Genomic DNA, 25,860 nt, shown 5'->3' with positions numbered 1-25,860 from the left:
AAGCCCTTGCATCAAAAGCGCCCCTGAACTTTGGTTCCGGGGCGCTTTTTCGTCTCAATTCAAATATCCTCACCCGGTGGATCAAGCAACCCGCCCGGCGCAAGCAAGGCACGCTCTGAAAGCCACGGGTTCAGTTCGAGTGCATGGTTCAGCGCCGTACGCGCTTCGTCCAGCCGCTTGAGACCCAACAGCGATAATGCCCGCCCGCTAAGCGCCGCTACATGGTTCGGGGACAGCTCAATGGCCCGATCCAGATCGATCAGGGCCGCACCGTAATCCTGCTGCAAATAGTTGACGAATGCCCGCTGATTGTACCCCTCGGCATAATCCGGGCAATAAGTGACCAGAGCGTTAAACTCGGCCAGCGCACCGGTCAAATCCCAAGACTCGCGCAGAGACATCCCGCGATCCAACAGGGTTTGAGATCGGGCGTCCGGCGCATCGGTCCAGAGTTGCCACATCCGTCCCGAAATGCCCCGCGCCTCGCGCTCAGACGACGCGGTTTGGGCTTGCGCAATCAGGGCGTCGACGCCAGAAATATGATCCGGCGCAACCGGGCAATCTGCAGAAGCCTGAGCGGCAGAACCAGCGAGTATGGCAACGATGAGTACGTTTTTCATCCTCTCTAACCTGATCCATCAGTCGTTTAGGTCAACTGCTTTATAGCGGAGCCAGCAACCCGGTTTCTTTCACCGCCTCCATCGCAACGAAGGTGGAGGTGTTGGCAACATGCGGCAGGGATGAGATTTTCTCGGCTAGCACCGTGCGGTATTCCGTCATCGATCGGGTCCGGATTTTAAGCAGATAGTCAAAGTTGGACGCGATCATATGAGCCTGTTCAATCTCAGCAACTCTGCGCACCGCTGCATTGAACTCGGCCAGTGCTTTTTCACGAGTATCTGTGAGACGCACCTCGACAAAGGCCACATGGTCAAGGCCCAGACGGATCGGGTCCAACATGGCGCGATAGCCTGTGATGATCCCGTCAGCCTCAAGCCGCTTGAGCCGCGCCTGTGTCGGCGATTTTGACAAGCCGATCCTGCGCGCAAGGTCCGTCACTGAGATGCGGCCATCTTCAGCTAATGCCGTAAGGATCGCACGGTCAAAGCGATCAAGGCTGGACAAGTCGTTTTGCATGATCAGGCTCCTATATTTCAGTCAATTCGACCAGAATTCGAGAAAATTCGGTCCATTCTCCTGACTATAGGCGGTTATATTAGGCAAAAGCCCCGGAGTACACATGTCACACAGCCTACGCACCAAAATCGACACCCAAACTTATGCCGACCAGCCCACTGTACTGGACGCGCTGATCTCTCAGGCCAAGTTGTCAGAGGCCGACCGAACGGCCATTTGCGAGGCTGCAGCACAGCTGGTGCGCGACATCCGCTCAAGCACGTCGCCTGGCATGATGGAAGTGTTTCTGGCTGAATACGGCTTGTCCACAGATGAAGGCGTTGCGCTTATGTGTTTGGCCGAGGCGCTGTTGCGTGTGCCAGATGCGGATACCATTGACGCGCTGATCGAAGACAAGATCGCTCCGTCAGACTGGGGAAAGCATCTGGGACAATCATCCTCGTCACTGGTGAACGCGTCGACATGGGCGTTGATGCTGACAGGCCGGGTCCTGGACGACGACAAATCCTCGCCCGTCGGCGCGCTGCGCGGGGCCATCAAACGGCTGGGTGAACCGGTGATCCGCACCGCCGTTGGTCGTGCGATGAAAGAAATGGGGCGTCAGTTCGTTTTGGGCGAAACCATTCAATCCGCCATGAAGCGCGCCAAAGGCATGGAAGATAAGGGCTATACCTACTCGTACGACATGCTGGGCGAGGCGGCACGGACCGAGGCCGATGCTGCCCGCTATCACCTGTCTTACTCGCGCGCGATCGCCGCTATTGCCGAGGCCTGCACCCATAAAGACATTCGCGAAAATCCAGGCATCTCGGTCAAGCTGTCGGCCCTGCACCCCCGTTATGAGCTGGCACAGGAACAACGGGTGATGGACGAACTGGTGCCCCGGCTGCGCGCGCTGGCTTTGCTGGCCAAGGCAGCGGGCATGGGGCTGAACGTTGACGCGGAAGAGGCAGATCGCCTGTCGCTCTCGCTGCAGGTGATCGAAGAAGTTATGGCAGAGCCTGCACTGGCCGGTTGGGACGGGTTCGGCATCGTCGTGCAAGCCTACGGCCCACGCGCCGGGTTGGTGCTGGATACGCTCTATGAGATGGCCCAGCGGCACGACCGCAAGCTTATGGTACGGCTGGTCAAGGGCGCTTATTGGGATACCGAGATCAAGCGCGCGCAAGTCGAGGGCGTCGATGGTTTTCCGGTCTTCACCGATAAGGCGGCGACGGATGTGTCCTATATCGCCAACGCCCGCAAGCTGCTGGGAATGACCGACCGTATCTATCCGCAATTTGCCACGCATAACGCCCATACGGTCAGCGCTATCCTACATATGGCGGACGGCCAGCCATTCGAATTCCAGCGCCTGCACGGGATGGGTGAGACCCTGCATCAGATCGTGCGCAACAAGCGGACCTCGCGCTGCCGTATCTATGCTCCGGTCGGCGCGCATCGGGATCTGTTGGCCTATCTGGTACGTCGCCTTCTGGAAAACGGGGCAAATTCCTCGTTCGTCAATCAGATCGTTGATGAGGAAGTCGCCCCAGAAACCGTTGCCGCAGATCCGTTCGTAGCCGTTCAAACGCCTGGCAAACCGCTGCCAACCGGGCCTGAGTTGTTCGCACCGGAACGTCCAAACTCGAAAGGTTTTGATCTGCACCATACGCCAACGCTGGACCAGATCGACATCGCACGCGACGCCGTCCGCGCCCATCATTGGTACGCCCGCCCCTTATTGTCGGATGATGCACAGCCTTTGGCAGACACTCCCGTGATCAATCCTGCGCAACCGCAGGATCGTCCCGGTTCGGTTGCTGCGGCCAGCCCCGAAGACGTGGAACTGGCGTTGGCCAGCGCTTGCCCATGGCAGGCCTCAGCCGAGAAGCGCGCTGACATTCTAAATAAAGCAGCCGATCTCTACGAAGCGCATTTTGGAGAGCTGTTTGCCCTTCTCGCCCGCGAAGCCGGAAAATCTGTGCCCGATGCAGTTGCCGAGCTGCGCGAAGCGGTTGATTTCCTGCGCTACTACGCCGCCAATATTCCTGCCGCCAAACCCGCCGGAATATTCACCTGCATCAGCCCGTGGAACTTCCCTCTGGCGATCTTCACCGGGCAGATATCGGCTGCGTTGGCCACCGGCAACGCTGTGCTGGCAGCCCCTGCCCCGCAAACGCCATTGATCGCACATCGTGCCATTCAACTGATGCACGAAGCAGGTGTTCCGCGCGATGCGCTGCAACTTCTTCCGGGCGGGCCGAAGGTGGGTGCGGCGCTAACTTCGGACGAACGCGTCTCTGGTGTGGCCTTTACCGGTTCTACCGCGACCGCGCTGAAAATCCGATCAGCAATGGCGCAGCACATGCGGCCAGGTACGTCATTGATCGCCGAGACCGGCGGTCTGAACGCCATGATCGTAGACAGCACCGCTTTGCCGGAACAAGCGGTCCAATCGATTATCGAAAGCGCGTTCCAATCGGCAGGCCAGCGGTGCTCGGCCCTGCGTTGTCTTTATCTGCAAGAGGACATTGCCGAGGACGTTCTGACCATGTTGCAAGGGGCGATGGACGCATTGCATGTGGGCGATCCTTGGCTGATATCAACTGATTGCGGCCCGGTCATTGACGCGCAAGCCCGGCAAATCATCGCGGACCACGTGGCCCAGGCCCGCTCAGAAGGACGGGTACTGAAGGAGATGACAACGCCTCCTGAGGGTACATTTATCGCACCGACTCTGATCGAGATACCCGGCATCTCGGCGCTAGAGCGCGAGGTGTTCGGTCCGGTTCTGCACATCGCCCGGTTCAAGGCGCAAGATATCGACAAGGTCATTGCGGATATCAATGCCACGGGGTACGGCCTGACTTTCGGCCTGCACACGCGGATCGACGACCGGGTGCAGCATGTGACCGAGGCGATCCATGCCGGTAATATCTACGTCAACCGCAACCAGATCGGCGCAATCGTCGGCTCGCAACCCTTCGGTGGCGAAGGTCTGTCCGGCACCGGCCCCAAGGCGGGCGGTCCGAACTATATGGCACGGTTCTGCGCGCCTGATCGGCAGAATGCTTCGCGACGCTGGGACAGTTCGGCTGAACCAGGTGCGCCCGAAGGGCAACCTGCAACGCCCAGCACCCAATCGCTGCCTGGCCCCACCGGTGAATCGAACCGCCTGACCGAATATTCCCGCTCCCCGCTTTTGTGCATGGGTCCGGGGGACGAGGCCGCCAAGGCTCAGGCGGATGCGGTCAAAGCGTTGGGCGGCACAGCGATACGTATGACGGGCATGCTGGATTTGCACCGGCTTGAAAACCTAGCCGGTTTCTCGGGTGTTCTGTGGTGGGGCGACGACGACACTGCCCGCCAGATCGAGCAGCATTTGGCCCGGCGCGATGGCCCGATCATCCCGCTGATCCCCGGGCAGCCCGACCGTGCGCGGGTGCTGGGGGAACGCCATGTCTGTGTCGACACCACCGCCGCCGGAGGCAACGCCGCCCTTCTGGGAGGTGCGGCATAACCGGACCTTGACGCTGGGCGGCGAAAAGCCCAGCGTCGCGCCATGTTTCCGATCCGAGACCATAACCCTTCGGGGCGTACTCCGTTTGTTGTTTATGCCCTTATGGCTGCGAACATACTGATCTTCCTCAGCTATGTGGGTGTCATGGAGAATGCGCGGCTGATCAATCAGCTTTATATTGACTACGCGGTCATTCCTGCCCGGATAACTGACGGCTATGGGTTCGAGACACTCGTGACGTCAATGTTCCTGCATGGGGGCTGGATGCATCTGGCGGGAAACATGCTGTTTCTGTGGATATTCGGCGATAACCTCGAAGACGAGATGGGGCATGTGCTGTTTCTCGTGTTCTATCTGCTGGCGGGAATCGGAGCGGGGCTGATTCACGTGATTTCGGCACCGGATTCGGTGGTGCCAACAATTGGCGCGTCCGGAGCGATAGCCGGTGTCATGGGCGGCTATCTTCTGCTTTTCCCAAAAGCGCGCGTAGATATCCTGTTGATTCTGATCGTCTATATCCGGATCTTTACCATCCCGGCCTTTATCATGCTGGGTGTCTGGCTGGGCCTGCAATTCCTTGGCAGCCTCTCCAGCAATCCCGATGAAGGTGGCGTTGCCTACTGGGCGCATACCGGAGGGTTCTTTGTTGGCCTGATCCTGTGCATCCCCCTGTGGCTCAGGCGCGGAGGAACTGGATTCTGGAACCGCACCCACGGCCATCCACCGCATCCGGAACACAAGTACAAACTCTCGCAATCGCGCATCCCCAAAGTGCCGCGCAAATAATCAAGCGTCAGCTCTTGGGTAGCCTACCGCCGCTCAGGTGGGTGATCTCTTGCGCCGCGCGCATGACCAGATCGCCCAACTCGGGCGCGCGTTCGCGGCTGAACCTTACGGTCGGTCCGGATACCGAGATACCGGCGCAAGGCTCAGCCCTGTCATTGAAGATGGCCGCACCAATGCAAGACATACCTTCATACCTTTCTTCGTGATCGTAAGACCAACCTCGGGTACGAGTTTCAGCCAGATCTGCATACAGGCCCGAAGCGGGCAACTGCGTATTTTCAGTGAATGCAACCGGATCAATCCGGCCCAGAACTTTGCCTAAACTCTCTTCGCTCAACGCAGCGAGAATAGCCTTTCCTGTACCGGACGCATACATGGGCGTCCGCGCACCGGGTGGAAAGAAGGCCCGGATGGGGTTCTGAGTTTCGACCTGCCCGACAAAGACCACCTCTGCACCATCGGGTACGGCGAGATTTGCGGTCTCACCACTGTCTTGCATCAGACGCCGCAGGATCGGCCTGCCGATTTCCAGAACGCTGTTGCGCCGCAGGAAAGACGCACCGGTCCGATAGGCTTCGATCCCGACCAGCCATTCCTGCCGTTCCTCATCAAAGGATACGAACCCGTGTTTTTGCAGCGTCACAAGAATGCGATGCGTGGTGGCCGTCGGTACATCGACCTCGCGGGCAAGATCGCTCAGCGCGACGCGCTCTAGCCGGGCAACGGTGGTCAGTACGCCCAGCGCCCGATCCAATGATTGCATGGTCCCGGCCGAACTTTCTTTAAACAGCGATTTGGGTCTGCCGCGCGGCCGCTTTTGCGTTTCCATTTCTCACCTGACCTTCGGATTCCCCCCGGAAACTCGAACCATTTTTTTTGGCCCGGAATTCTCAGAGATCATTTTGATAAACTGAATTCCTATCCGTTTCAGCACCTTATCAATTTAACGGATAAAATGAAAATATTTTTCAAGAAAATTGCAACACGCAACCGTTCAAGCGACACTTGGGCCCAAAGCAGAGGATTGAGTTATGTCGCATCAAAACCCGGTCTTTATCCCAGGCCCAACCAATATTCCTGATCGTTTGCGCCTTGCCATGCAGGTTCAGACGCAAGACCACCGCGCCCCGGATTTCGTTGAAACCTTCGCCCCGGTACTGGAAGACACAAAACAGGTTTTCGGCACCGCCGAAGGCCAGATAATCACTTTTCCAGCCAGCGGAACGGGCGGTTGGGAGGCAGCGATTACAAATACGCTCAGCCCCGCTGACAAGGTTCTTGTCGCCCGCTACGGCGTCTTCAGCCATCGCTGGATCGATCTGTGCGAAAGACACGGGTTGGACGTTCAGATCGTTGAATGCCCATGGGGAACAGGCGCGCCTGCAGACAGGTTCGAGGCGATCCTGTCCGCGGATAAAGCGCATGAAATCAAGGCCGTACTGGTGACGCATAACGAAACTGCGACAGGTGTGCGTTCCGATATCAGCGCTGTGCGCGATGCGATGGATGCGGCACATCACCCGGCCATGATGTTTGTGGATTGCGTGAGCTCTCTGGCCTCAATGCCGTTCGAGTTTGACCGGTGGGGCGTGGATATTGCGGTCTCGGGGTCGCAGAAGGGGTTCATGCTGGCCACCGGCATGGCGATCCTGTGCGTCAGCCCCAAGGCTCTGGCAGCAATGGATACCGCCCAGCTGCCCCGCACCTTCTTTGATTTCCGTGATATGATGTCGGCAAATGCGTCTGGCGGCTTTCCCTATACTCCGCCTTTGCAGCTGATCTACGGCATGCGCGAAAGCCTGAAGATGCTGTTCGAGGAAGGCTTGGACAATGTCTATGCCCGCCACACCCGTCTGGCCGAAGGTGTGCGCCGCGCGACTGCGGCCTGGGGCCTGAAGTTGGTCGCACAATCTCCTGACCTCTACTCGGATACCGTCAGCGCCATTTTTGTGCCCGAAGGTTTCGACAGCAACGAACTGACTGACCATGCCTTCAACACCTATGAGGTATCCTTCGGCATTGGTCTGGGTGAGTTGAATGGCAAAGCGTTCCGTATTGGCCACTTGGGCAGCCTGACCGATGTTATGGTCCTGTCGGGGCTGGCCACGGTCGAGATGGCCATGGCCGATCTGAACTACCCAGTGAAGCTTGGCAGCGGGGTTGCTGCGGCGCAGGAATTCTACCGCGCCAGCTCAACCAGCCACGCAAAAGCCGCAGCTTAGGGAGGACAGTCATGTTGGATCAAATCCCCGTCGCCGAACTGACCTATGCTGACGTGCAGGCTGCGCACGAAAGGATCAGGCCGCACATCCGACGCACACCGGTAATGACCTCGGACTATCTGAATGAATTGACCGGCGCACAGCTGTTCTTCAAGTGCGAGAACTTTCAGGAAGCAGGTGCATTCAAAGTGCGCGGTGCCAGTAATGCGGTCTTCGGCCTAAGCGATGAAATGGCGACCAAGGGTGTTTGCACCCACTCAAGCGGGAACCACGCCCTGTCGTTGTCATATGCGGCGGGTCGCCGGGGCATTCCATGCAATGTGGTGATGCCGCGCACCGCGCCGCAGGCCAAGAAAGACGCGGTACGACGCTTTGGTGGTACGATCACTGAATGTGAGCCATCCACCTCTTCCCGCGAGGCAACGTTTGCCGAGGTGCAGGCCCGAACAGGCGGAGAGTTCGTGCACCCGTACAACGACCCTCGTGTTATCACTGGTCAGGCCACATGTTCGGCTGAATTGCTTGAGCAGACCGATGGCCTGGATGCAGTGATCGCGCCAATCGGCGGTGGCGGGATGGTCTCAGGCACCTGTCTGACGGTCTCGAACCTGGCACCAGGAACCGCGATCTATGCGGCTGAGCCTGAGCAGGCGGACGATGCGTACCGTTCCTTCAAAGCGGGCCATATCATCGCGGACGATGCCCCCAAAACGGTGGCGGACGGGCTGTTGGTGCCGCTCAAGGAAAACACATGGCACTTTGTGTCGAACAATGTGACCGACATCTTCACCGCGTCCGAGCAAGAGATCATCGACGCAATGAAACTCACCTGGAAATACTTGCGCGTGGTGATGGAGCCGTCTTCGGCCGTTCCGCTGGCCACCATTCTCAAGAACCCCGACACCTTCCGGGGCAAGCGCGTCGGCGTCATCATCACCGGCGGCAACGTGGATCTGGACAAGCTGCCCTGGCTGAAAGGGCAAGGAGAAACAGGATGAACAAACCGATGAACAGTGATCAATTCGAAGTTGGCTATGACATTCCTGCCGCGATCGGCATGGATGAATCCGAAATCCAGACTCCTTGCCTGATCCTTGATCTGGACGCGCTCGAGCGTAACATCAAGAAGATGGGCGACTATGCCAAGGCACATGGGATGCGGCACCGGGTGCATGGCAAGATGCACAAATCCGTAGACGTCGCGAAACTGCAGGAACAACTGGGCGGCGCAGTCGGCGTCTGCTGCCAAAAGGTTTCCGAGGCCGAGGTGTTTGCGCGTGGAGGCATCAAAGACATTCTGGTCTCGAATCAAGTGCGGGACCCGGCCAAGATTGACCGTCTGGCGCGCCTGCCGAAGCTTGGCGCACGCACAATCGTTTGCGTCGACGATGTGGACAACGTCGCTGACCTGTCTGCTGCTGCCGCTAAGCATGGCACTGAATTGGAGGTTTTTGTCGAGATCGACTGCGGCGCGGGCCGCTGTGGTGTCACCACGTCCCTCGCCGTGATCGAAATCGCCAAGGCTGTTGAGGCCGCCCCTAACCTGAAATTTACCGGCATTCAGGCCTATCAAGGCGCGATGCAGCATCTGGATACGTATGAGGCACGCAAAGAAAAACTGGATACCGCAATCGCCATGGTCAAGGATGCCGTCGACGGATTGAAGGTTGAAGGGATCGACTGCGAGCTGGTTTCGGGCGGCGGTACGGGGTCTTATTACTTCGAAAGCAACTCGGGCGTTTATAACGAGCTGCAGTGCGGCTCTTATGCCTTCATGGATGCCGATTACGGTCGGATTCTGGACAAGGACGGTCAACGGATCGATCAGGGTGAATGGGAAAACGCCTTGTTCATTCTGACCAGCGTGATGAGCCACGCCAAAGCGGACAAGGCAATCTGCGATGCGGGCCTGAAGGCGCAATCCGTCGATAGCGGCCTGCCCTTCATCTTTGGGCGGGACGATGTGGAATACCTGAAGTGCTCGGACGAACACGGCGTTATTGGCGACCCGGATGGGGTGTTGAAGGTTAACGACAAGCTGCGGCTGGTGCCCGGCCACTGTGACCCGACCTGCAACGTTCATGACTGGTACGTCGGTGTGCGCGACGGCAAGGTTGAAGCGCTTTGGCCGGTCTCTGCCCGTGGCAAGGCCTATTGAATTACAGATGAATGCAAGGGCGGGCGTTTAGCACCGCCCTTACTAATGCCATCAAAAAGAAAGACAAACGCGATGATCATCGTTCCTGAAAAGAAAATCGGCGCTCTGTTAGGCCGACAGGAAAGCTATACTGCGGTTGAGCAGGTGTTTGCCGCGATGGCGGCTGGGGACGCCTACAACTTCCCGGTCGTGCGCGAGGCCATAGGTCATGCGGATGCGCTCTATGGGTTCAAAGGCGGGTTTGATCGCGCGAGCATGAACCTTGGCCTGAAAGCAGGCGGTTATTGGCCAAACAATCTGGAAACGCACGGGCTGATCAATCACCAATCCACCGTGTTTTTGTTTGATCCAGATACGGGTCGCGTTCGGGCCATCGTTGGGGGCAACCTGCTGACCGCACTGCGCACGGCTGCAGCCTCGTCGGTTTCGATCAACCATTTGGCACGCAAGGATGCCAAGGTGATCGGAATGGTTGGCGCTGGGCATCAGGCGGCATTCCAATTGCGCGCGGCATTGGAACAGCGAAACTTTGAGAAAGTCATTGGCTGGAACTTGCATCCAGAAATGCTGCCAAATCTCGAAAAGGTCGCGGCTGAAGCGGGGCTGCCTTTTGAGGCTGTGGATCTGCCCGGCATGGTGCAGGCGGACGTGATTGTCACCATCACCTCCTCCTTCGCGCCAACACTGATGTCCGAGCACGTCTCCGACGGCACACACATCGCCTGCATGGGCACCGATACCGTCGGCAAGCAAGAAGTCGCCACAGACCTGATCGCGCGCGCAAGCGTCTTTACCGACGAGGTCGCGCAGGCCGTGACACTTGGTGAAAGCCAGCATGCCGTGGCTGCCGGAACCAAAACCGAAGGCGAAATCCGGCAGATCGGAGAGGTCATTAACGGCACCCATCCCGGACGTGTATCCGAGGCAGAGGTGACCGTGTTCGACGGTACTGGCGTGGGGCTGCAAGATCTTGCGGTTGCCAGCGCGGCAGTTGAACTGGCGGTCCAGCAAGGGATCGCGATTGAGATCGACTTCTAAACCAAAACGCGCGCCCGGAACGGACGCGCGTACCATGATCAAATGACCGGGGTTGAATATCAGCCCCGGATTACCTTTGCGAAATTGTCAAAGATCGGCTCATTGGCGCAGATCACTTCGCCATCCTCAAGCACGCTGCCTTCGGGGTTCAGCGCCTGAACAAAGCCGCCCGCCTCTTTCACGATGATGATGCCTGCGGCCAGATCCCAGGCGTTTAGGCGACGCTCCCAAAAGCCTTCGTAACGACCGGCGGCCACATAGGCCATGTCCAGCGCGGCAGCACCCCAGCGACGAACACCAGCACAGGCAGGCATCAGACGGGCGAGGTCCTGCAAGGTCGCAGGCAGATCCGAACGGCCACCGAATGGCAGACCTGTCGCGAAGATCGACTCGATCATGCGATGGCGGCCCGACACACGGATGCGCATGTCGTTCATCCACGCACCTTCGCCTTTTTCGGCAAAGAACATCTCATCCTTGGCAGGGTCATAGATCACACCCGAAACGATCTTGCCCTTATGTTCCAACGCGATTGAAACGGCCCAGTGCGGCAGCCCGTGCAGGAAGTTGGTGGTCCCATCCAGCGGGTCGACGATCCAGCGACGAGTCGGGTCTTCGCCGTCAATCGCGCCACCCTCTTCGGCCAGCCAACCATAGGTCGGACGGGCACCCAGCAATTCCTCTTTCAGGATGGCTTCGGCCGCGATATCGGCCTTCGACACAAAATCGCCCGCACCTTTCATCGACACCTGCAGGTTCTCGACTTCACGAAAATCCTTGACCAGAGAACGCCCCGCCTTGCGCGCGGCCTTGATCATGATGTTGAGATTTGCACTGCCAACCATTTTCCATAGGCTCCTGTCCGGTCAAGCCGCGCGTATACTGGGGCAACGCGCCCTTGCCAAGAGGAATGATGCGCATGGCTGATCTGCGTCCGGTGTTATTGAGTCTGAAGCTTACGCGCCTCGGTCCGCGCCAGTTTCACCAACTCTTGCACAAAGGGTTTTTCAAGGTCTTCGCTGCGGACCGCAGCATATAACCTGCGGGTAATCCCATCTTTGGTAAGCGGGCGCGTGACGTAGTCCGAGCTATACTTTACCTCGCGCACCACCCAGTCCGGAAGAACGGATATGCCCCTATTCGAAGCCACCAACAACAAGATCACAGCGGTCAGTTCAACCTGTCGGATGGTGGCAGGCTCGACCCGGGCCGGGATCAGCAACTGACTGAAAACATCCAACCGGGTTCGTTCGACCGGGTAGGTAATCAGTGTCTGACCTCGGAAATCTTCAGCTTCGATATAGGGCTTTTCAGCCAATGGATGCGAAGACGCCGCGACAAATACGGCCTGGTAGTCAAAGAGTTCGACAAATTCGACACCCGGCAGATCTTCGGGGTCAGAGGACACCACCAGATCAACCTCTTCTTTCTGCAAGGCGGGCAACGCGTCGAATGCAAGGCCCGGGCGGATATCCACATCAACGTCTGACCAGGATTTACGGAAAGCTTCAAGCACCGGAAACAGCCACTCGAAACAAGCGTGACATTCGATCGCAATGTGCATCCGACCGGTGCGACCGTCGCGCAGCGATGAAAACTCATCCTGCATCGCCTCGACCTGAGGCAGAATTTGTTCAGCGAGACGCAGCAGCCGCAAACCAGCTGCCGACAACTTCATCGGCTTGGATCGACGTAAAAACAGCTCGACCCCGGCCTGATCTTCCAACCCCTTGATCTGGTGACTTAGTGCGGATTGCGTGATGTTTAGCTGATCAGCTGCACGCGCAAGCCCACCGCATTCGTGGATAGCTTTGATCGTCCGTAAGTGGCGAAATTCGATATGCATTACTCACGCAACTCATGTTGTTGTTGAACAATATGAGTTTGTCTCACAATGCATCTGATGGCACAAGGGCATAAATGACAGCTACGAGGCCAACATGACCAAGCCTGAGATTTCATTCGAGTTCTTCCCGCCGCAGACTCTGGAGGCCTCGTTTCGCCTTTGGGATACGGTTCAGACTTTGGCGCCGCTGAACCCACGGTTTGTATCGGTGACCTATGGTGCTGGTGGTACAACACGTGAGCTGACGCGTGATGCAGTTGCAACCTTGCACAAATCCTCGGGGCTGCCTGTTGCTGCGCATCTGACCTGTGTCGATGCCTCGCGTCAGGAGACGCTTGGGATCGCAGACACATTCGCGCGCGCAGGCGTTCAGGATATCGTTGCCCTGCGTGGCGACCCCCCTAAAGGTCTAGACCGGTTCGCCCCCCACCCTGATGGTTTCACCAACTCGGTAGAACTGATTTCTGCACTGGCCGAGACCGAGATGTTCAGCATCCGTGTCGGCGCCTATCCGGACAAACATCCCGAAGCAAGCAATGCCCGCGCTGATGTGGATTGGTTAAAGGCCAAGCTGGATGCGGGCGCGGACGAGGCGTTGACCCAATTCTTCTTCGAGGCTGAAACCTTCTTCCGGTTTCGCGATGCCTGCGAAAAAGCGGGGATCGACAAGCCTATCGTACCGGGCATTCTTCCCATCGAGAACTGGAAGGGTGCGCGTAACTTTGCAAAACGCTGTGGCGCCCACATTCCCGACTGGATCGAGAACGCATTTGACAAAGCAATCCGGGACGATCGCGAAGATCTTCTGGCGACGGCGCTATGCACCGAACTCTGCTCGGACCTGATAGAAGGCGGTGTGGACAAACTGCATTTCTATACGCTCAACCGACCTGAGCTTACTCGGGATGTCTGCTTTGCCCTGGGCATTACACCCCAGACCGAATTGCAGAACGTCGCCTGATCCCACTGTTTTTGCGCTTGCCCTGTATCGCCGGGCATGGCAGTCGTCTGCCATGCTCATTTGCGACAACCGCTGCGCAGGCGACAATCTCGATATGCACCCGTCAACTGTTGCCCTACCTCAGTCTAATTCCTGAAAAAATTTGACAAAAATGTGATCAATGGCAATCTGACCCCGTTGTAGTTTTAATGAGTGTTTTGAGTATGAAGCCAGTGAGCAAGGTACAGGCTCGGGCCGAAGCGTTGCAGGTTCTTGGTCTGCCCCCAAATGCAAACGCAAACGAGATTCGTGAAGCCTGGCGCAAAATCGCGTTCCACGATCATCCTGATCATACCGACGGTGATTATTCCGGTTTTTCGGATGCTAAATCAGCCTATGATTTTTTGCGTAAAGAAGGGATGACACGCAAAAACGGTTTAGATTCTTCTACACCGCGTCGTCCTCGTCTGAAGAAACGCGTAATCGAACTGGCCGCAGATGAAATCAAAGCTTGTCACGATCTGTTAAAACCCGAACGCGCGCTGAAGGATTTATCGGAACTAGGTGAACCGGACGCCGCCAAAAGCGCCCGCGAATCTTCGGACCATGTTCCTGATGCAATCGGATGCTTCGGGCGCGATCTTACCTACTTCGTTGCATCGTCAGTCTGCGAAGGGTCTAACCGCGTTGCATTGCCAACCTCGGTCCTTTCCGGCTACCGCAAGTCAGAAACAGAGATTCTGACCTTTCGGTCCAAGGGCTCGGGCTCCGGTGAGATTGTCATTCCTGACCCGATACGTGAGAGGAAATTTCCCGGTGCCAAGAGTGTAACAATACGGTTCGAAGCGGATCAACACATGCGGGATATGTTCGAGTTGGCGGGGTGAGAGAACCCGCCAGCGAAAAAAGCCCGGCCTTAGTGGCCGGGCTTTCTTTCATTAATCGGAATCAGTTGGAAATCGGGCCTTCTGATGTGAATTTCGGGATCACGCTGGTCGAAGCGGCATCCCCTTCGATTCCGGGCCAGTTGCCTTCCGCCAGGTCGATGTTGGCCGGAACATCCTCTTCCCAGAAACCAACAACAACATCAGTGATGTTCAGATAGAGCTTGTCATCGACAATACGCCACAGATTTGGGTTGCCCGGAACCTTGCCGCCTTTCGACACGCCGAATGCACAATGGCCATCATATTGCGGTGCGTAAAAGGCCGGGTTTTCCAGAAACTTGTCACGGTTCTCTTCGGTCGCAAACGCCCAGGTAACACCATTATAGTCTGCGGTGATGTCGGCCCGACCGCGAACAGCCTCGGGTTGCGACTGGCCTACAGGAACCTGATCCAGGCTGCGGTAAGCAACAACGTCGTATCCCGATACGGCAAATCCGGTGCCATCAACATATTGTTCTCCGGCGAACGCGGGCACGGCAAAAGCCATCGTCGCGGCAAGGGTCAGCGCAAAGCGTTTCATGTGATTGGTCCTCATGTCCTTACGGTTTCTGGTCACCCGAACTGCGGGTCTGGTCAAACAATAGGTAATTTTGGCCCGGCGCGAAGACCCCCTCGCGCCGCTGTGAAAACCAGAGGGGTTTTGTGAGGTGAACGAGGCGCAATGTTACAAATATCTCGCCACATCCGGGGTTGGACTTTGAGTTTTGCAATATTAGCTGTGAAGGCGGCGCGTTTTGGCCAAATGATGCAGAAAGGCAAAAGATGAGCGAACAATCCACTTACACACCCCCAAAGGTCTGGACTTGGGACAGCGAAAGCGGAGGACGCTTTGCCAATATAAACCGGCCCATAGCCGGTGCGACCCACGAAAAGGATCTTCCGGTCGGGAAGCACCCGCTTCAACTGTATTCGCTCGCCACCCCAAACGGCGTCAAGGTTACGGTCATGCTGGAGGAGCTTTTGGCATTGGGCCATTCCGGGGCCGAATACAATGCGTGGCTGATCAACATCGGTGAAGGTGATCAGTTCAGCTCGGGCTTTGTCGGGGCCAATCCTAACTCGAAGATACCGGCGCTGTGGGATCATTCAGGTGAAACACCTGTGCGCGTTTTCGAGAGCGCCTCCATCTTGCTGCATCTCGCTGAGAAATTCGGTGAGTTTCTGCCCGCCAGCGGTGCCGAGCGGACAGAAGTGATGAACTGGTTGTTCTGGCAAATGGGCAGCGCGCCATATCTGGGCGGTGGCTTTGGCCACTTCTACGCTTATGCGCCTGAGAAATGGCAATATCCGATCGACCGTTTCGCGATGGAGGCCAAACGCCAGTTGCATGTGCTGGAACTGGAACTTGCCGATAAGCCTTATATTGCAGGTCAGGACTATACCATCGCCGACATGGCGATCTGGCCGTGGTACGGGCAGCTTGTTCTAGGCCGTCTATATGATGCGGCAGAATTCCTGGATGTCGAAAGCTATGAAAACGTGATGCGTTGGGCCAAAACCATCGATGCTCGCCCCGCCGTTCAGCGCGGCCGGATGGTCAATCGTGCGTTTGGAGAGCCGCATACGCAGTTGCACGAACGCCATGACGCCAGCGATTTTGAGACGCGCACGCAGGATAAACTGGAAGCGGCAGACTAACGTCCTGCGCTACTTCAATATTGGGGGCCGCTCGGGATCACTGCCCGGCGCGGCCCTTTCCATTTTGGGCGCTTGAGGCTGGGGCAAATCGAACCGCAGCCCAACCTTTGCCAAGGCAGAAGTAGCCGGATCCTGCACTTCAAAAAAGCCAACATCCAGCGCTCCGGCCTCGATCCCCGAAAAGGTCAATGCCTCGGATACGGCGCGTGCAAGCGCTGGCTGCGCACCTTCGACCGCTGAAACAAAACCCAATAAATGGCCCTGCCCCCCATCTTCAGTCTTTGTCCCAACCAGAAACGCCGCCGCAGCCAGACCTGCAGCCGTCGCCAGCTTTGCATCAAGCGCGGTCAACAGAACATCTGGCAGACCGGAGGGCGGATAGAATTCGGCAAGTCGCTGCTGCACCTCCTTAGGACCATGCTGCAGCGTGTCAGACAACCAACCGAGCGCTTCAGCGGGGATCAACATCGACGACGGTGCAACATCAAGGTTCAGACCCAGCCCGACCCCCTGCCCCGACAACATCCCTGAAAGAACACGACCCGACAGAGCGACATAGGGGACCGGCCGACCCGCAAATGCCGCCAGTCGTTCTTCAAGATCAAACACCAGAACAAAACGACCATCCGCCACATCGAACAGCTCGGGCGAGATGTTTTCATCCTTCGCTTCCTCGGTCAGCATCAGGAACAGCTCGCTATCGGCCAGTCTTTCGAAAAAGCGTAGTCGAGCGTTGTCGTCTTCCGGGGCCGCCTGCATGGCGTCATGTGCAGCATCCAAAGCTGTGGCTTCAGTCATTCAGAACCTCGTGCACCCGTTTCTGTAGCACCGGCAACAGCTCGGCCTCGAACCAGGGGTTTTTCTTCAGCCAAGCCGTATTGCGCCAGGACGGGTGAGGCAAGGCAAAGACGCGCGGCGCATGGTCTCGCCAAAGACTAACAGTCTCGGTGACCGGTGTGTTCACGCCAAGATGATATTTATGGGCATGACCCCCGACGAGGATCGTCAACGGTACTTCTCCCAACGCAGCCATCACCTTGTCATGCCAGGTGCGCCCGCATATCGGCGGCGGAGGCAGGTCGGCCTTGCGCTCATTGTATCCGGGGAAGCAAAACGCCATCGGCACGATGGATACGCGCGAACGGTCATAAAATGCGTTCTCATCCAGTCCCAGCCAATCCCGTAGCCGGTCACCCGAAGGGTCGGTGAAAGGCTTCCCTGAAGCATGGACGCGCGCGCCCGGTGCCTGACCTGCGATCAAAATGCGCGCACCGGGGCGAAACCAGACCACCGGGCGCGGCTGGTGCGCAGTCGTGGTCTGCGCGAACCTATCCGCGCACAAACGGCAGGCTTGGATGTCCTCAATCAGCGAATTCATCGGATCAACAGGCTTTCGCAATGTTCATCGATGAGGATAGGCATCATCTACCCTCGAGCCAATGAAACCGTCCTTGCAACACATCAATGTCATGAACGCGGATGCGCATTGATCATTTGTTTCATATTTCGACATAATGTGGCCAACATGGATCGGTAGCACACCGATCCTCAAACCGTCAAAACCCCGAGCGATCTGCAGGCCGCACATGCTGGAATTCGAAAATGTCAGCAAGTCTTTCTGGACCGGAACCCGCCGCAAGGTGATTCTGGATCGGGTCTCGTTCCGGGTCGAGCTTGGAACATCTCTTGGCGTGCTGGCCCCGAACGGAACCGGCAAGACCACGTTGATCAACATGATGGCAGGGCTGGAAAAGCCCGACGAAGGCGTGATTCGGCGCGACTGCCGCGTATCCTTCCCCATGGGCTTTGCAGGAGGTGTGGCCAAGCGCCTGTCCGCGCTGGAGAACGCACGCTATATCGCGAAGATCTACGGCATGGATCCCGACTATGTCGAAGCCTACTGCAAATGGCTGTGCAACTTGGGTGAGTATTTCGACCAGCCGCTCGGAACCTATTCGTCCGGAATGCGGGCCCGGTTTACATTTGCACTGATGCTGGCCCTAGATTTCGATATGTATCTGATTGACGAGGGGATGCCCTCGACAACCGATGTCGAGTTCAACAAGAAGGCGGGCGACATTCTGAAAGAGAAGCTGCGCACGACAACCTTGGTGATCGTATCGCACAACCCTTCGCTTCTTGAAAAATTCGCGCGGCAGGCTGCGGTATTGGTAGACGGCCAGCTTTACATGTTTGAAACCTTGGAAGAGGCAAAGCAGCTCTATGACTACCAAACCCAAGGCTAGGAAATACAACCCCGACCGCACGGCACGCGGTTCTGGCACTGCCGAGGCACGCTCGGACGCCATTTCGCGCATCCGAAAGGCGACCCAAGGCACAGACTCGGCTGACGACACTCAGCAACCGGGCAACGAGTTGGACGCGATCAAACGCGAAGGTCTGACAGGGCGGCAATTGCGCGTCGCGCGGCGTTTGGCGCACAAGAACGGGCTGGCGGCGACGTCTGACTACGATGCGGTCCGACTGTTACGAAAAAAAGGAATTGATCCGTTTCAGCGCACAAACCTGCTTGATCTGGCAGCTCCTGACCAAGGTAAGCCAACTGGTGATGACGCCGCGCAAGACAATATAAAGATTCACCTGCCGCAAACGACCAGGGACTCGCAGAAGAACCTGCCAGGACCCGAACTCAGCCCAGCCGAACGTCGTGAATATGAAATCGGGCAGATCCAGAAAGACATCGCCCGCCGCCGACGCCGCAAGCTTGCCGGGTTATTCGCACGATTGACGGTGTTCGTATTCATTCCAACATTCATCGTGGGCTACTATTTCTATCGCGTGGCGACGCCGATGTATGCCAGCGACTCGGTGTTTTCGATCCTGCAAGCGGATGGCGGCGGTGCCTCGTTCGGTGGATTTCTGGCGGGCACGCAGTTTGCGACAGCGCAGGATTCCGTGTCCACTCAGGAATTTCTGGAATCCAAGGATGCATTGGAACGGCTTGAGCGTGATGTCGGATTTACTGAGTTTTTTCGGCAGGATTGGATAGACCCGATCCAACGATTGCCGGCTGATGCGACGCTTGAAGAAACCTACAAGCTTTATAAGCGTATGATCACAATCGGATATGATCCTAGTGACGGCGTCATCCGAATGGAGGTCGCAGCGCCGAGCCCCGAGATAGCGGTCGATTTGTCCAGGCGGCTTATCTCTTACGCGGAAGAGACCATCAATGGTCTGACTGAATTGAAACGCGAAGACCAGATGCGCGATGCCTTGGCGAGTTTTGAGGCTGCGCAAGAGGCACGCAGACAGGCTCAGGAAGACCTGATCGAACTGCAGCTGCAAGGTGCGATACTGGACCCGCAAAGTGTGATCGCCAGCCTGCGGGGAAGGATCGATCAGTTCGAATTCGAGCTGCAGGACAAAGAACTACAATTGGCCGCGCTACTCGATAATACGCGCCCCAACCAGGCCAAGGTGGATGGTACACGGGCGGATATCGCGCGGCTGCAAGCGGTCCTTGATGAGTTGAATGCCGAGATGCTCGACGTATCAGCGGGCGAAAATTCTCTGGCGCGTTTGAGCGTGCGAATCCAGATGGCTCAGGCCGATCTGGCGGCGCGTGACATGATGCTGCAAACTGCAATGCAGCAAATGGAAGCCACGCGGACCGAGGCCAATAGGAAAGTGCGGTATCTGACCGTCTCGGTGAACCCGGTCGCCAGCCAGGAACCCAGCTATCCGCGCAAGTTCGAAAATACGATTTTGGCATTCCTGTTATTTGCTGGTATCTACCTGATGATCTCGCTTACCGCGTCGGTCCTTCGTGAACAGGTATCCTCGTAAGACTCATGAAACATGTAAAAATAGCCGACCTGACGGTTGGCAACGACCTTCCGCTGACCATCATTGCCGGCCCTTGCCAGCTTGAAACCGCCGATCACGCCCAAATGATCGCCGGCACCATGAAAGAGGCATGCGACGCCGCAGGTGCGCAATATGTGTTCAAGGCCTCGTATGACAAAGCTAACCGGACCTCGCTGTCCGGCAAGCGCGGCATGGGCATTGATTCCGGGCTGCAGGTGCTGGAAGATATCCGCAAGACCATGGGCATACCGGTACTGACCGATGTCCATACCGAAGCGCAATGCGCGATTGCGGCTGAGGCCGTCGATATTCTGCAAATCCCTGCGTTTCTGTGTCGTCAGACGGACATGCTGCTGGCGGCGGGCAATACCGGCAAAGCGGTCAACGTAAAAAAAGGGCAGTTTCTTGCCCCGTGGGAAATGCCGAATATCGTCACTAAGATCGAAAGCACCGGCAATCAGAACATCCTGCTGACCGAGCGTGGAACTTCGTTTGGCTACAATACGCTGGTCGCGGACATGCGATCGCTGCCGCAGATGGCGCAAACCGGATATCCGGTCGTCATGGACGCGACCCATTCGGTGCAACAGCCCGGCGGCCAAGGTGGTTCCTCGGGTGGACAGCGTGAGTTTGCGCCAGTGATGGCGCGCGCCGCTGTATCTCTAGGCGTCGGGGCTGTTTTCATAGAAACCCATCAGGATCCCGACACCGCCCCCTCAGATGGGCCGAACATGATCCCTTTGGATCAGATGGGCCATCTGGTTGACACATTGATGCGATTTGATGCGCTGGCCAAAGAAAACCCAATTCAGATTTAACGATTGAGATTTGTGATGACCAAGCCTTTGCCTGAGGTGACCCCAAACACCTGGAGCTTTCTACGCGATCCGATGATCAAGCCCACGGGCTTTCGCGAATATGACGCGCGGTGGAAATACCCCGATGAGATCAATCTGCCAGGCATGACGGCCCTGGGTTTGGGTCTGGGCACACAGATGCTCAAACGCGGGATCGAACCCGTGATTGCAGTGGGAAATGACTATCGCGATTATTCCCTGTCGATCAAAAACGCTCTGATCGTTGGACTTATGCAGGCGGGTGTTCAGGTGAAAGATATCGGCCCAGCGCTCAGCCCGATGGCGTATTTCGCGCAATTCCATCTGGACGTACCGGCGGTTGCGATGGTCACGGCAAGCCATAACCCGAACGGTTGGACCGGCGTCAAAATGGGCTTTGACCGCCCATTGACCCACGGCCCTGACGAAATGTCGGAACTGCGCGACATCGTCCTGAACGGGGAAGGTGTTGCACGCCCGGGCGGGTCATATGAATTCGTCGATGGCGTGAAGGAAGCCTATATCGATGATCTGGTCGGTGACTTCAAAGTGTCGCGTCCGCTGAAAGTGGTTTGTGCCACCGGCAACGGCACCGCCGCCGCCTTCGCGCCCGAGATTTTCGAAAGGATCGGGGTTGAGGTTGTGCCCAGCCATACACGGCTGGATTACACCTTCCCCAATTACAATCCGAACCCGGAAGCCATGGAAATGCTGCATGACATGGCCGACACAGTCAAATCCAGCGGCGCGGACCTGGCGCTAGGGTTTGATGGGGATGGCGATCGTTGCGGTGTTGTGGATGACGAAGGCGAAGAGATATTTGCCGATAAGGTCGGCGTCATCATGGCCCGTGATCTGGCCAAGCTGCATCCAGGTTCGACCTTTGTAGCCGATGTGAAATCCACTGGGCTGTTCGCCAGCGATCCCGAGTTGCAAGCGCTTGGGGTCAAAGCCGACTACTGGAAAACCGGCCATAGCCATATGAAGCGCCGCGTCAAGGAAATCGGTGCGCTGGCTGGGTTTGAGAAATCGGGACACTATTTCTTGGCCGAACCGGTCGGGCGCGGATACGACTGCGGAATGCGCGTGGCGGTGGAAATCTGCAAACTGATGGACCGTAACCCGGATCAAAGCATGTCGGACCTGCGCAAGGCGCTGCCCAAGACGTGGTCAACACCCACCATGTCTCCTTACGCAGCGGATACTGAGAAATACGAAATCCTGCAGCGCTTGGTCGAAAGACTGGTCGCCAAAGCCGATGCGGGCGAACGCTTTGCGGGGCGGGCTATCAAAGAGGTCGTGACCGTCAATGGAGCCCGCGTCATTTTGGATAATGGCAGTTGGGGCCTCGTTCGCGCGTCATCCAATACACCCAATCTGGTCGTCGTCTGCGAAAGCAGCGAAAGCGAGGATGAAATGCGCGCGATCTTCGCAGATATCGACGCCGTCATTCGAACTGAACCCGGCGTGGGCGAATACGATCAGACAATCTAAATGACACAATGAAGGGCTCCCGTTTCGGCGCCCTTTGTTATCGCGCTTAGATCAATCCCCGCCAAACAACTTGAGCAGGCCTTTCTTGGCCTCATCCTCAAGCTTGTTCTTCAGCGCGTCTTCGATGTGATCGGAATCCGTCACCGTGGTATCCAATTCCTTACCAACCTTTTCCAAAACCTTCTTCTTTGCGTCGTCTTCCAGTTCTTTAACTTTGCCTTCGGCTGCCGCCTCAATTACTTTGGTAAGGTCCGGCTTGATCGACGGGTCGCTCCACGGACCTTTAATTCGGACGGGTACCGATATCCCCTGCCCTGAGTTGGCGCGCAGGGCGACTGGTGTAAACAGATAATCGATATCGCGAGCTCCTAAGCCAATGCGGCCCGTACCGTCCGCCCGGAAATTATCCAGCTGCATCAACAGGTCCTTGTTGGTCAAGTCGCCATTCTTTATCGTAAAGCTGGCCGTAAGGCTGTTGAATACGGTCGTACCACCCGATCCCTTTCCTCGCCCCATAAGGCGGTCAAGATCCAGCCCCGAGATAACGCCCCGCCCGACCTCGATATCTCCGTTGCCGCTGAGCGATCGCATGATCTGATCTTCGCTCTGTCCGACGCCCAGAAATTCAAGATTGCCTGAACCGGTGCCCGAAAGCCGTTTGATATCCCCCAGCGTTTCGAGCGCTTCGTTGATATCGATATTGGCGGCTTTCAGATTTCCACCAACCGACAGACCGTTGCGATTATTGGCGACCACCTGGCCGTTCAATTGCCCCGAGAACAGCGAGGCCGGGTGCATCTGCAATACCGCCCGCGACCGATCAAGGCTGAGTGTCAGATCACTTTTCCCAAAGGTCATACCCGGAACCGCAATCGAGGTGGCTTGCAAACGGATCTTGCCATTTGCCAGCGCCAGAAACGACGCATCAATTGGGGCTTTTGACCACGCTTCCGTATCTGAGGTGCCGTCAGAAGCGTTGCCTCCGCTTACCTTCGATAAGTCGAGATCACCTGCTTTCAGACGCGCAGTCATCTGGGGCGGATTTGAAATCTGGATGTCAGCTTCGCCCTCGAGCCGGTTTTGATCCAGAACCGCGATCATGTTGCGCAATGAAATCCGCCCGTCCCGGGTATAGGTCATCTGCCCGGATACGCTCGCGACCTGTCCTAGTCCCTCCGGAACGGTGACTCCTCCCTGACCAAACGCGGCCAGCATCCTTTGGGTGTCCTTGGCCGTGACCGTCGTCTTGCCATCCATTTCGCCGGCCAGATTCACCCGGCCCGAGAACTGAATATCTCCGCCAGGCGCGGTTAGGCTCAGCTGCAACGGCGTGACAGCGCCGCTGGAAAATGCGGGCAAGTCGGGGATGGTAAGGTCCACTGCGACGCTGCCTCCGGGGACGGACATACTGGCTTGCATTTCCATTGGGGCCGTTACGTCAGGCCAGCGGGCCGAAAGATCGACATCGGCAAAATCCATACTAACCGCGCCATTCTCAAGATAGATTAGGCGCGCATTGGTCAGTTCCAACCGCTCGAGCGTGATGGGTCGGCTTTCAACGGCTTGCGCCGTAGCGCCCGTTTGCGAGGAGTTACCTGGCTGATGCAGCTCCCAGTTGCCGCGCCCATCGGCGCGTTCAAGGCGTAGAACCGGGCTATCGGCCAACACCCGTTTGATCCGGATATTCCCAGACAACAACGCCGAGGCATCGACCCCAACCGCGAGGCTTTGGGCGCTAAGCATCGGTTCCGGCCCGGCCCAAGGCGCATTGCCAAATGTCACACGGCCGGTTTCCATCCCCAATACCGGCCAAAATGACAGTTTGACGTCACCGGTCAACTCGAGATCGCGGCCTGTTTGCGCCTTTACTTGTTCAGCAAGTATTGTCGCCAGTTTTTCGCCTGGCATCAGCAGCAAGGCACCAATGACCAGCCCGAAGGCTGCAACGATGAGAAATAGAAAACGAATGAGCCACTTCATGGGTCTGCCTTTCCGGCCTTTCTGCTCTGTTTCAAGTCAGCCCCGAGCGGGCGGGATTTGCAAGGGGAAGCTTTCCCCTCTATATGCCCGGCCATGAGCAAGAACCCACCGAACCTTCGCCCCGATCTAGCCCCAGAGGCCCGGATCGCCGAGACACCCCGCCGTGGCCAACCGACCCTTGGAATGGTGTCGCTGGGTTGTCCAAAAGCGCTGGTTGACAGCGAACGCATCCTGACCCGGTTGCGGGCCGAGGGGTACGGTATTTCGCCGGACTACACGGGTGCTGATGCCGTTATTGTGAATACCTGCGGGTTTCTGGACAGCGCCAAGGCCGAGTCGCTGGACGCAATTGGCGAGGCATTGGTTGAAAACGGCAAGGTCATTGTGACCGGCTGTTTGGGGGCTGAGCCTGACTATATCCGGGAACACCATCCGCGCATTCTGGCGGTTACAGGACCGCATCAGTACGAACAGGTGCTGGACGCAGTACATGCAGCCGTACCACCCGACCCAAACCCTTATGTCGATCTGCTGCCCGCTTCGGGCGTCAAACTTACCCCGCGCCACTATAGCTATCTCAAGATTTCCGAGGGCTGTAATCATAAGTGCAAGTTTTGCATCATCCCCGACATGCGCGGTAAACTCGCAAGCCGCCCGGCCCATGCAGTGCTGCGCGAGGCCGAGAAACTGGTCGACAGCGGCGTGCGCGAACTGCTTGTGATCTCACAGGATACCTCGGCCTATGGGCTGGATCGTAAGTATGACGTGAACCCATGGAAAGATCGGGAGGTGCGCAGCCATATCACCGATCTGGCGCGTGAACTGGGCCAGTTCGATGCGTGGGTCAGGCTTCATTACGTCTATCCCTACCCCCATGTGCGCGATTTGATTCCGCTGATGGCAGATGCGGGTAGCAATGTGCTTCCGTATCTCGACATTCCATTCCAACATGCGCATCCCGATGTTCTGAAACGCATGGCCCGCCCTGCCGCCGGGGCAAAAACTCTGGACGAGATTGCCAACTGGCGCGCTATTTGTCCGGATATCACTTTGCGATCAACCTTTATCGTCGGCTACCCCGGAGAAACCGAGGCAGAGTTCCAGACGCTCCTGGACTGGATGGACGAAGCGCAGTTGGATCGTGTCGGCTGTTTCCAGTACGAAAATGTCGATGGCGCCCGCTCGAACGACCTGCCGGATCATGTCCCGGCCGAGGTCAAGCAAGAGCGATGGGAGCGTTTCATGGAGAAAGCTCAGGCCATTTCTGAGGCCAAGCTGGCAGCAAAGGTTGGCCAAAAACTCGATGTCATCGTAGACGAGGTGGATGAAGAGGCCGCAACCTGCCGCACTAAGGCCGATGCTCCAGAAATCGATGGCAACTTGTTTATCGACGAAGGCTTCGAAGGCCTGAAACCCGGGGATATCGTCACGGTCGAGGTGGATGGGGCCGGAGAATACGACTTGTGGGGGCGTTTGCACCCCTTGGCGTGACAAAAGGCGTCTGT

23 protein-coding genes are annotated in these 25,860 nt (G+C 57.3%); 14 read left to right on the top strand and 9 right to left on the bottom strand.

The window, feature by feature from the left end; all coding sequences use genetic code 11:
- Positions 1-59: 59 nt before the first annotated feature.
- The gene (locus ACR0NE_RS09820; RefSeq protein ID WP_170594629.1) at positions 60-620 is read right to left on the bottom strand and encodes a tetratricopeptide repeat protein; all 561 of its coding nucleotides are present in this window, start codon (positions 618-620) and stop codon (positions 60-62) included.
- A 40-nt stretch (positions 621-660) separates the two neighbouring features.
- Complete coding sequence (locus tag ACR0NE_RS09815; RefSeq protein ID WP_170401672.1) at positions 661-1,137, bottom strand: winged helix-turn-helix transcriptional regulator; 477 nt, start codon at positions 1,135-1,137, stop codon at positions 661-663.
- A gap of 103 nt (positions 1,138-1,240) precedes the next feature.
- Between ACR0NE_RS09815 and putA the strand changes: the two genes are divergently transcribed.
- The gene (gene putA, locus ACR0NE_RS09810) at positions 1,241-4,639 is read left to right on the top strand and encodes a bifunctional proline dehydrogenase/L-glutamate gamma-semialdehyde dehydrogenase PutA (protein WP_170594627.1); all 3,399 of its coding nucleotides are present in this window, start codon (positions 1,241-1,243) and stop codon (positions 4,637-4,639) included.
- A 42-nt stretch (positions 4,640-4,681) separates the two neighbouring features.
- Positions 4,682-5,425, top strand: coding sequence for a rhomboid family intramembrane serine protease (locus tag ACR0NE_RS09805; RefSeq protein WP_170594625.1), 744 nt, complete (start codon positions 4,682-4,684; stop codon positions 5,423-5,425).
- Between the two features lie 7 nt (positions 5,426-5,432).
- Here the strand turns inward: ACR0NE_RS09805 and ACR0NE_RS09800 are convergent, their stop codons facing one another.
- A complete protein-coding gene (locus ACR0NE_RS09800; protein ID WP_170401678.1) occupies positions 5,433-6,254 on the bottom strand; it encodes an IclR family transcriptional regulator in 822 nt (273 codons plus the stop codon).
- A 202-nt stretch (positions 6,255-6,456) separates the two neighbouring features.
- Here ACR0NE_RS09800 and bhcA point away from each other — a divergent pair, with 202 nt between their 5' ends.
- From bhcA to bhcD, 4 genes are all read left to right on the top strand, one after another.
- Positions 6,457-7,647: an L-aspartate--glyoxylate aminotransferase BhcA gene (gene bhcA / locus ACR0NE_RS09795; RefSeq protein WP_170594623.1), complete on the top strand. Its 1,191-nt coding sequence runs from the start codon at positions 6,457-6,459 to the stop codon at positions 7,645-7,647.
- 11 nt (positions 7,648-7,658) lie between these two features.
- A complete protein-coding gene (bhcB, locus tag ACR0NE_RS09790) occupies positions 7,659-8,645 on the top strand; it encodes a beta-hydroxyaspartate dehydratase BhcB (protein WP_170420664.1) in 987 nt (328 codons plus the stop codon).
- A complete protein-coding gene (bhcC, locus tag ACR0NE_RS09785; RefSeq protein ID WP_170594621.1) occupies positions 8,642-9,805 on the top strand; it encodes a 3-hydroxy-D-aspartate aldolase BhcC in 1,164 nt (387 codons plus the stop codon). The genes bhcB and bhcC overlap by 4 nt, the downstream gene beginning before the upstream one ends.
- Before the next feature lie 72 nt (positions 9,806-9,877).
- Complete coding sequence (gene bhcD, locus ACR0NE_RS09780; protein WP_170594619.1) at positions 9,878-10,843, top strand: iminosuccinate reductase BhcD; 966 nt, start codon at positions 9,878-9,880, stop codon at positions 10,841-10,843.
- A 59-nt stretch (positions 10,844-10,902) separates the two neighbouring features.
- Here bhcD and ACR0NE_RS09775 read toward each other — a convergent pair whose 3' ends face one another.
- Complete coding sequence (locus ACR0NE_RS09775) at positions 10,903-11,688, bottom strand: inositol monophosphatase family protein (RefSeq protein WP_170392295.1); 786 nt, start codon at positions 11,686-11,688, stop codon at positions 10,903-10,905.
- Positions 11,689-11,783: 95 nt separating this feature from the next.
- Positions 11,784-12,689, bottom strand: coding sequence for a LysR family transcriptional regulator (locus ACR0NE_RS09770; protein WP_170564044.1), 906 nt, complete (start codon positions 12,687-12,689; stop codon positions 11,784-11,786).
- 94 nt (positions 12,690-12,783) lie between these two features.
- On the opposite strand from ACR0NE_RS09770, the gene metF reads away from it, so the two are divergent.
- Positions 12,784-13,650: a methylenetetrahydrofolate reductase [NAD(P)H] gene (gene metF / locus ACR0NE_RS09765; protein ID WP_170594617.1), complete on the top strand. Its 867-nt coding sequence runs from the start codon at positions 12,784-12,786 to the stop codon at positions 13,648-13,650.
- A gap of 203 nt (positions 13,651-13,853) precedes the next feature.
- A complete protein-coding gene (locus ACR0NE_RS09760) occupies positions 13,854-14,516 on the top strand; it encodes a J domain-containing protein (RefSeq protein ID WP_170401705.1) in 663 nt (220 codons plus the stop codon).
- A 61-nt stretch (positions 14,517-14,577) separates the two neighbouring features.
- Here the strand turns inward: ACR0NE_RS09760 and ACR0NE_RS09755 are convergent, their stop codons facing one another.
- Complete coding sequence (locus ACR0NE_RS09755) at positions 14,578-15,096, bottom strand: YHS domain-containing (seleno)protein (RefSeq protein WP_170594615.1); 519 nt, start codon at positions 15,094-15,096, stop codon at positions 14,578-14,580.
- 242 nt (positions 15,097-15,338) lie between these two features.
- On the opposite strand from ACR0NE_RS09755, the gene yghU reads away from it, so the two are divergent.
- The gene (gene yghU / locus ACR0NE_RS09750) at positions 15,339-16,214 is read left to right on the top strand and encodes a glutathione-dependent disulfide-bond oxidoreductase (protein WP_170401711.1); all 876 of its coding nucleotides are present in this window, start codon (positions 15,339-15,341) and stop codon (positions 16,212-16,214) included.
- A 9-nt stretch (positions 16,215-16,223) separates the two neighbouring features.
- Here yghU and ACR0NE_RS09745 read toward each other — a convergent pair whose 3' ends face one another.
- Both ACR0NE_RS09745 and ACR0NE_RS09740 read right to left on the bottom strand, forming a co-directional pair.
- Complete coding sequence (locus tag ACR0NE_RS09745) at positions 16,224-17,012, bottom strand: SseB family protein (RefSeq protein WP_170401714.1); 789 nt, start codon at positions 17,010-17,012, stop codon at positions 16,224-16,226.
- Complete coding sequence (locus tag ACR0NE_RS09740; protein ID WP_170512441.1) at positions 17,005-17,592, bottom strand: uracil-DNA glycosylase family protein; 588 nt, start codon at positions 17,590-17,592, stop codon at positions 17,005-17,007. The genes ACR0NE_RS09745 and ACR0NE_RS09740 overlap by 8 nt, the downstream gene beginning before the upstream one ends.
- Positions 17,593-17,800: 208 nt before the next feature.
- Between ACR0NE_RS09740 and ACR0NE_RS09735 the strand changes: the two genes are divergently transcribed.
- From ACR0NE_RS09735 to ACR0NE_RS09720, 4 genes are read left to right on the top strand one after another with little or no spacing between them, the layout of a single operon-like run.
- Complete coding sequence (locus tag ACR0NE_RS09735; protein WP_170392311.1) at positions 17,801-18,460, top strand: ABC transporter ATP-binding protein; 660 nt, start codon at positions 17,801-17,803, stop codon at positions 18,458-18,460.
- Entirely contained in the window at positions 18,438-20,024 is a 1,587-nt protein-coding gene (locus tag ACR0NE_RS09730; protein ID WP_170392313.1) for a capsule biosynthesis protein, read from the top strand. Before ACR0NE_RS09735 ends, ACR0NE_RS09730 begins: the two co-directional genes overlap by 23 nt.
- Positions 20,025-20,029: 5 nt before the next feature.
- Positions 20,030-20,863 (top strand): 3-deoxy-8-phosphooctulonate synthase, encoded by an 834-nt coding sequence (gene kdsA, locus ACR0NE_RS09725; protein WP_170564054.1) that lies wholly within the window; start codon positions 20,030-20,032, stop codon positions 20,861-20,863.
- A 15-nt stretch (positions 20,864-20,878) separates the two neighbouring features.
- Positions 20,879-22,375, top strand: coding sequence for a phosphomannomutase/phosphoglucomutase (locus tag ACR0NE_RS09720; protein WP_170594613.1), 1,497 nt, complete (start codon positions 20,879-20,881; stop codon positions 22,373-22,375).
- Positions 22,376-22,426: 51 nt separating this feature from the next.
- Here the strand turns inward: ACR0NE_RS09720 and ACR0NE_RS09715 are convergent, their stop codons facing one another.
- Entirely contained in the window at positions 22,427-24,355 is a 1,929-nt protein-coding gene (locus tag ACR0NE_RS09715; protein ID WP_170594611.1) for an AsmA family protein, read from the bottom strand.
- Between the two features lie 93 nt (positions 24,356-24,448).
- On the opposite strand from ACR0NE_RS09715, the gene rimO reads away from it, so the two are divergent.
- The gene (gene rimO / locus ACR0NE_RS09710; protein ID WP_170594609.1) at positions 24,449-25,846 is read left to right on the top strand and encodes a 30S ribosomal protein S12 methylthiotransferase RimO; all 1,398 of its coding nucleotides are present in this window, start codon (positions 24,449-24,451) and stop codon (positions 25,844-25,846) included.
- The last annotated feature ends 14 nt before the right edge of the window (positions 25,847-25,860 follow it).

The organism is Ruegeria sp. C9, assembly GCF_056537585.1.
This window is presented reverse-complemented; position numbering and strand designations above follow the sequence as displayed.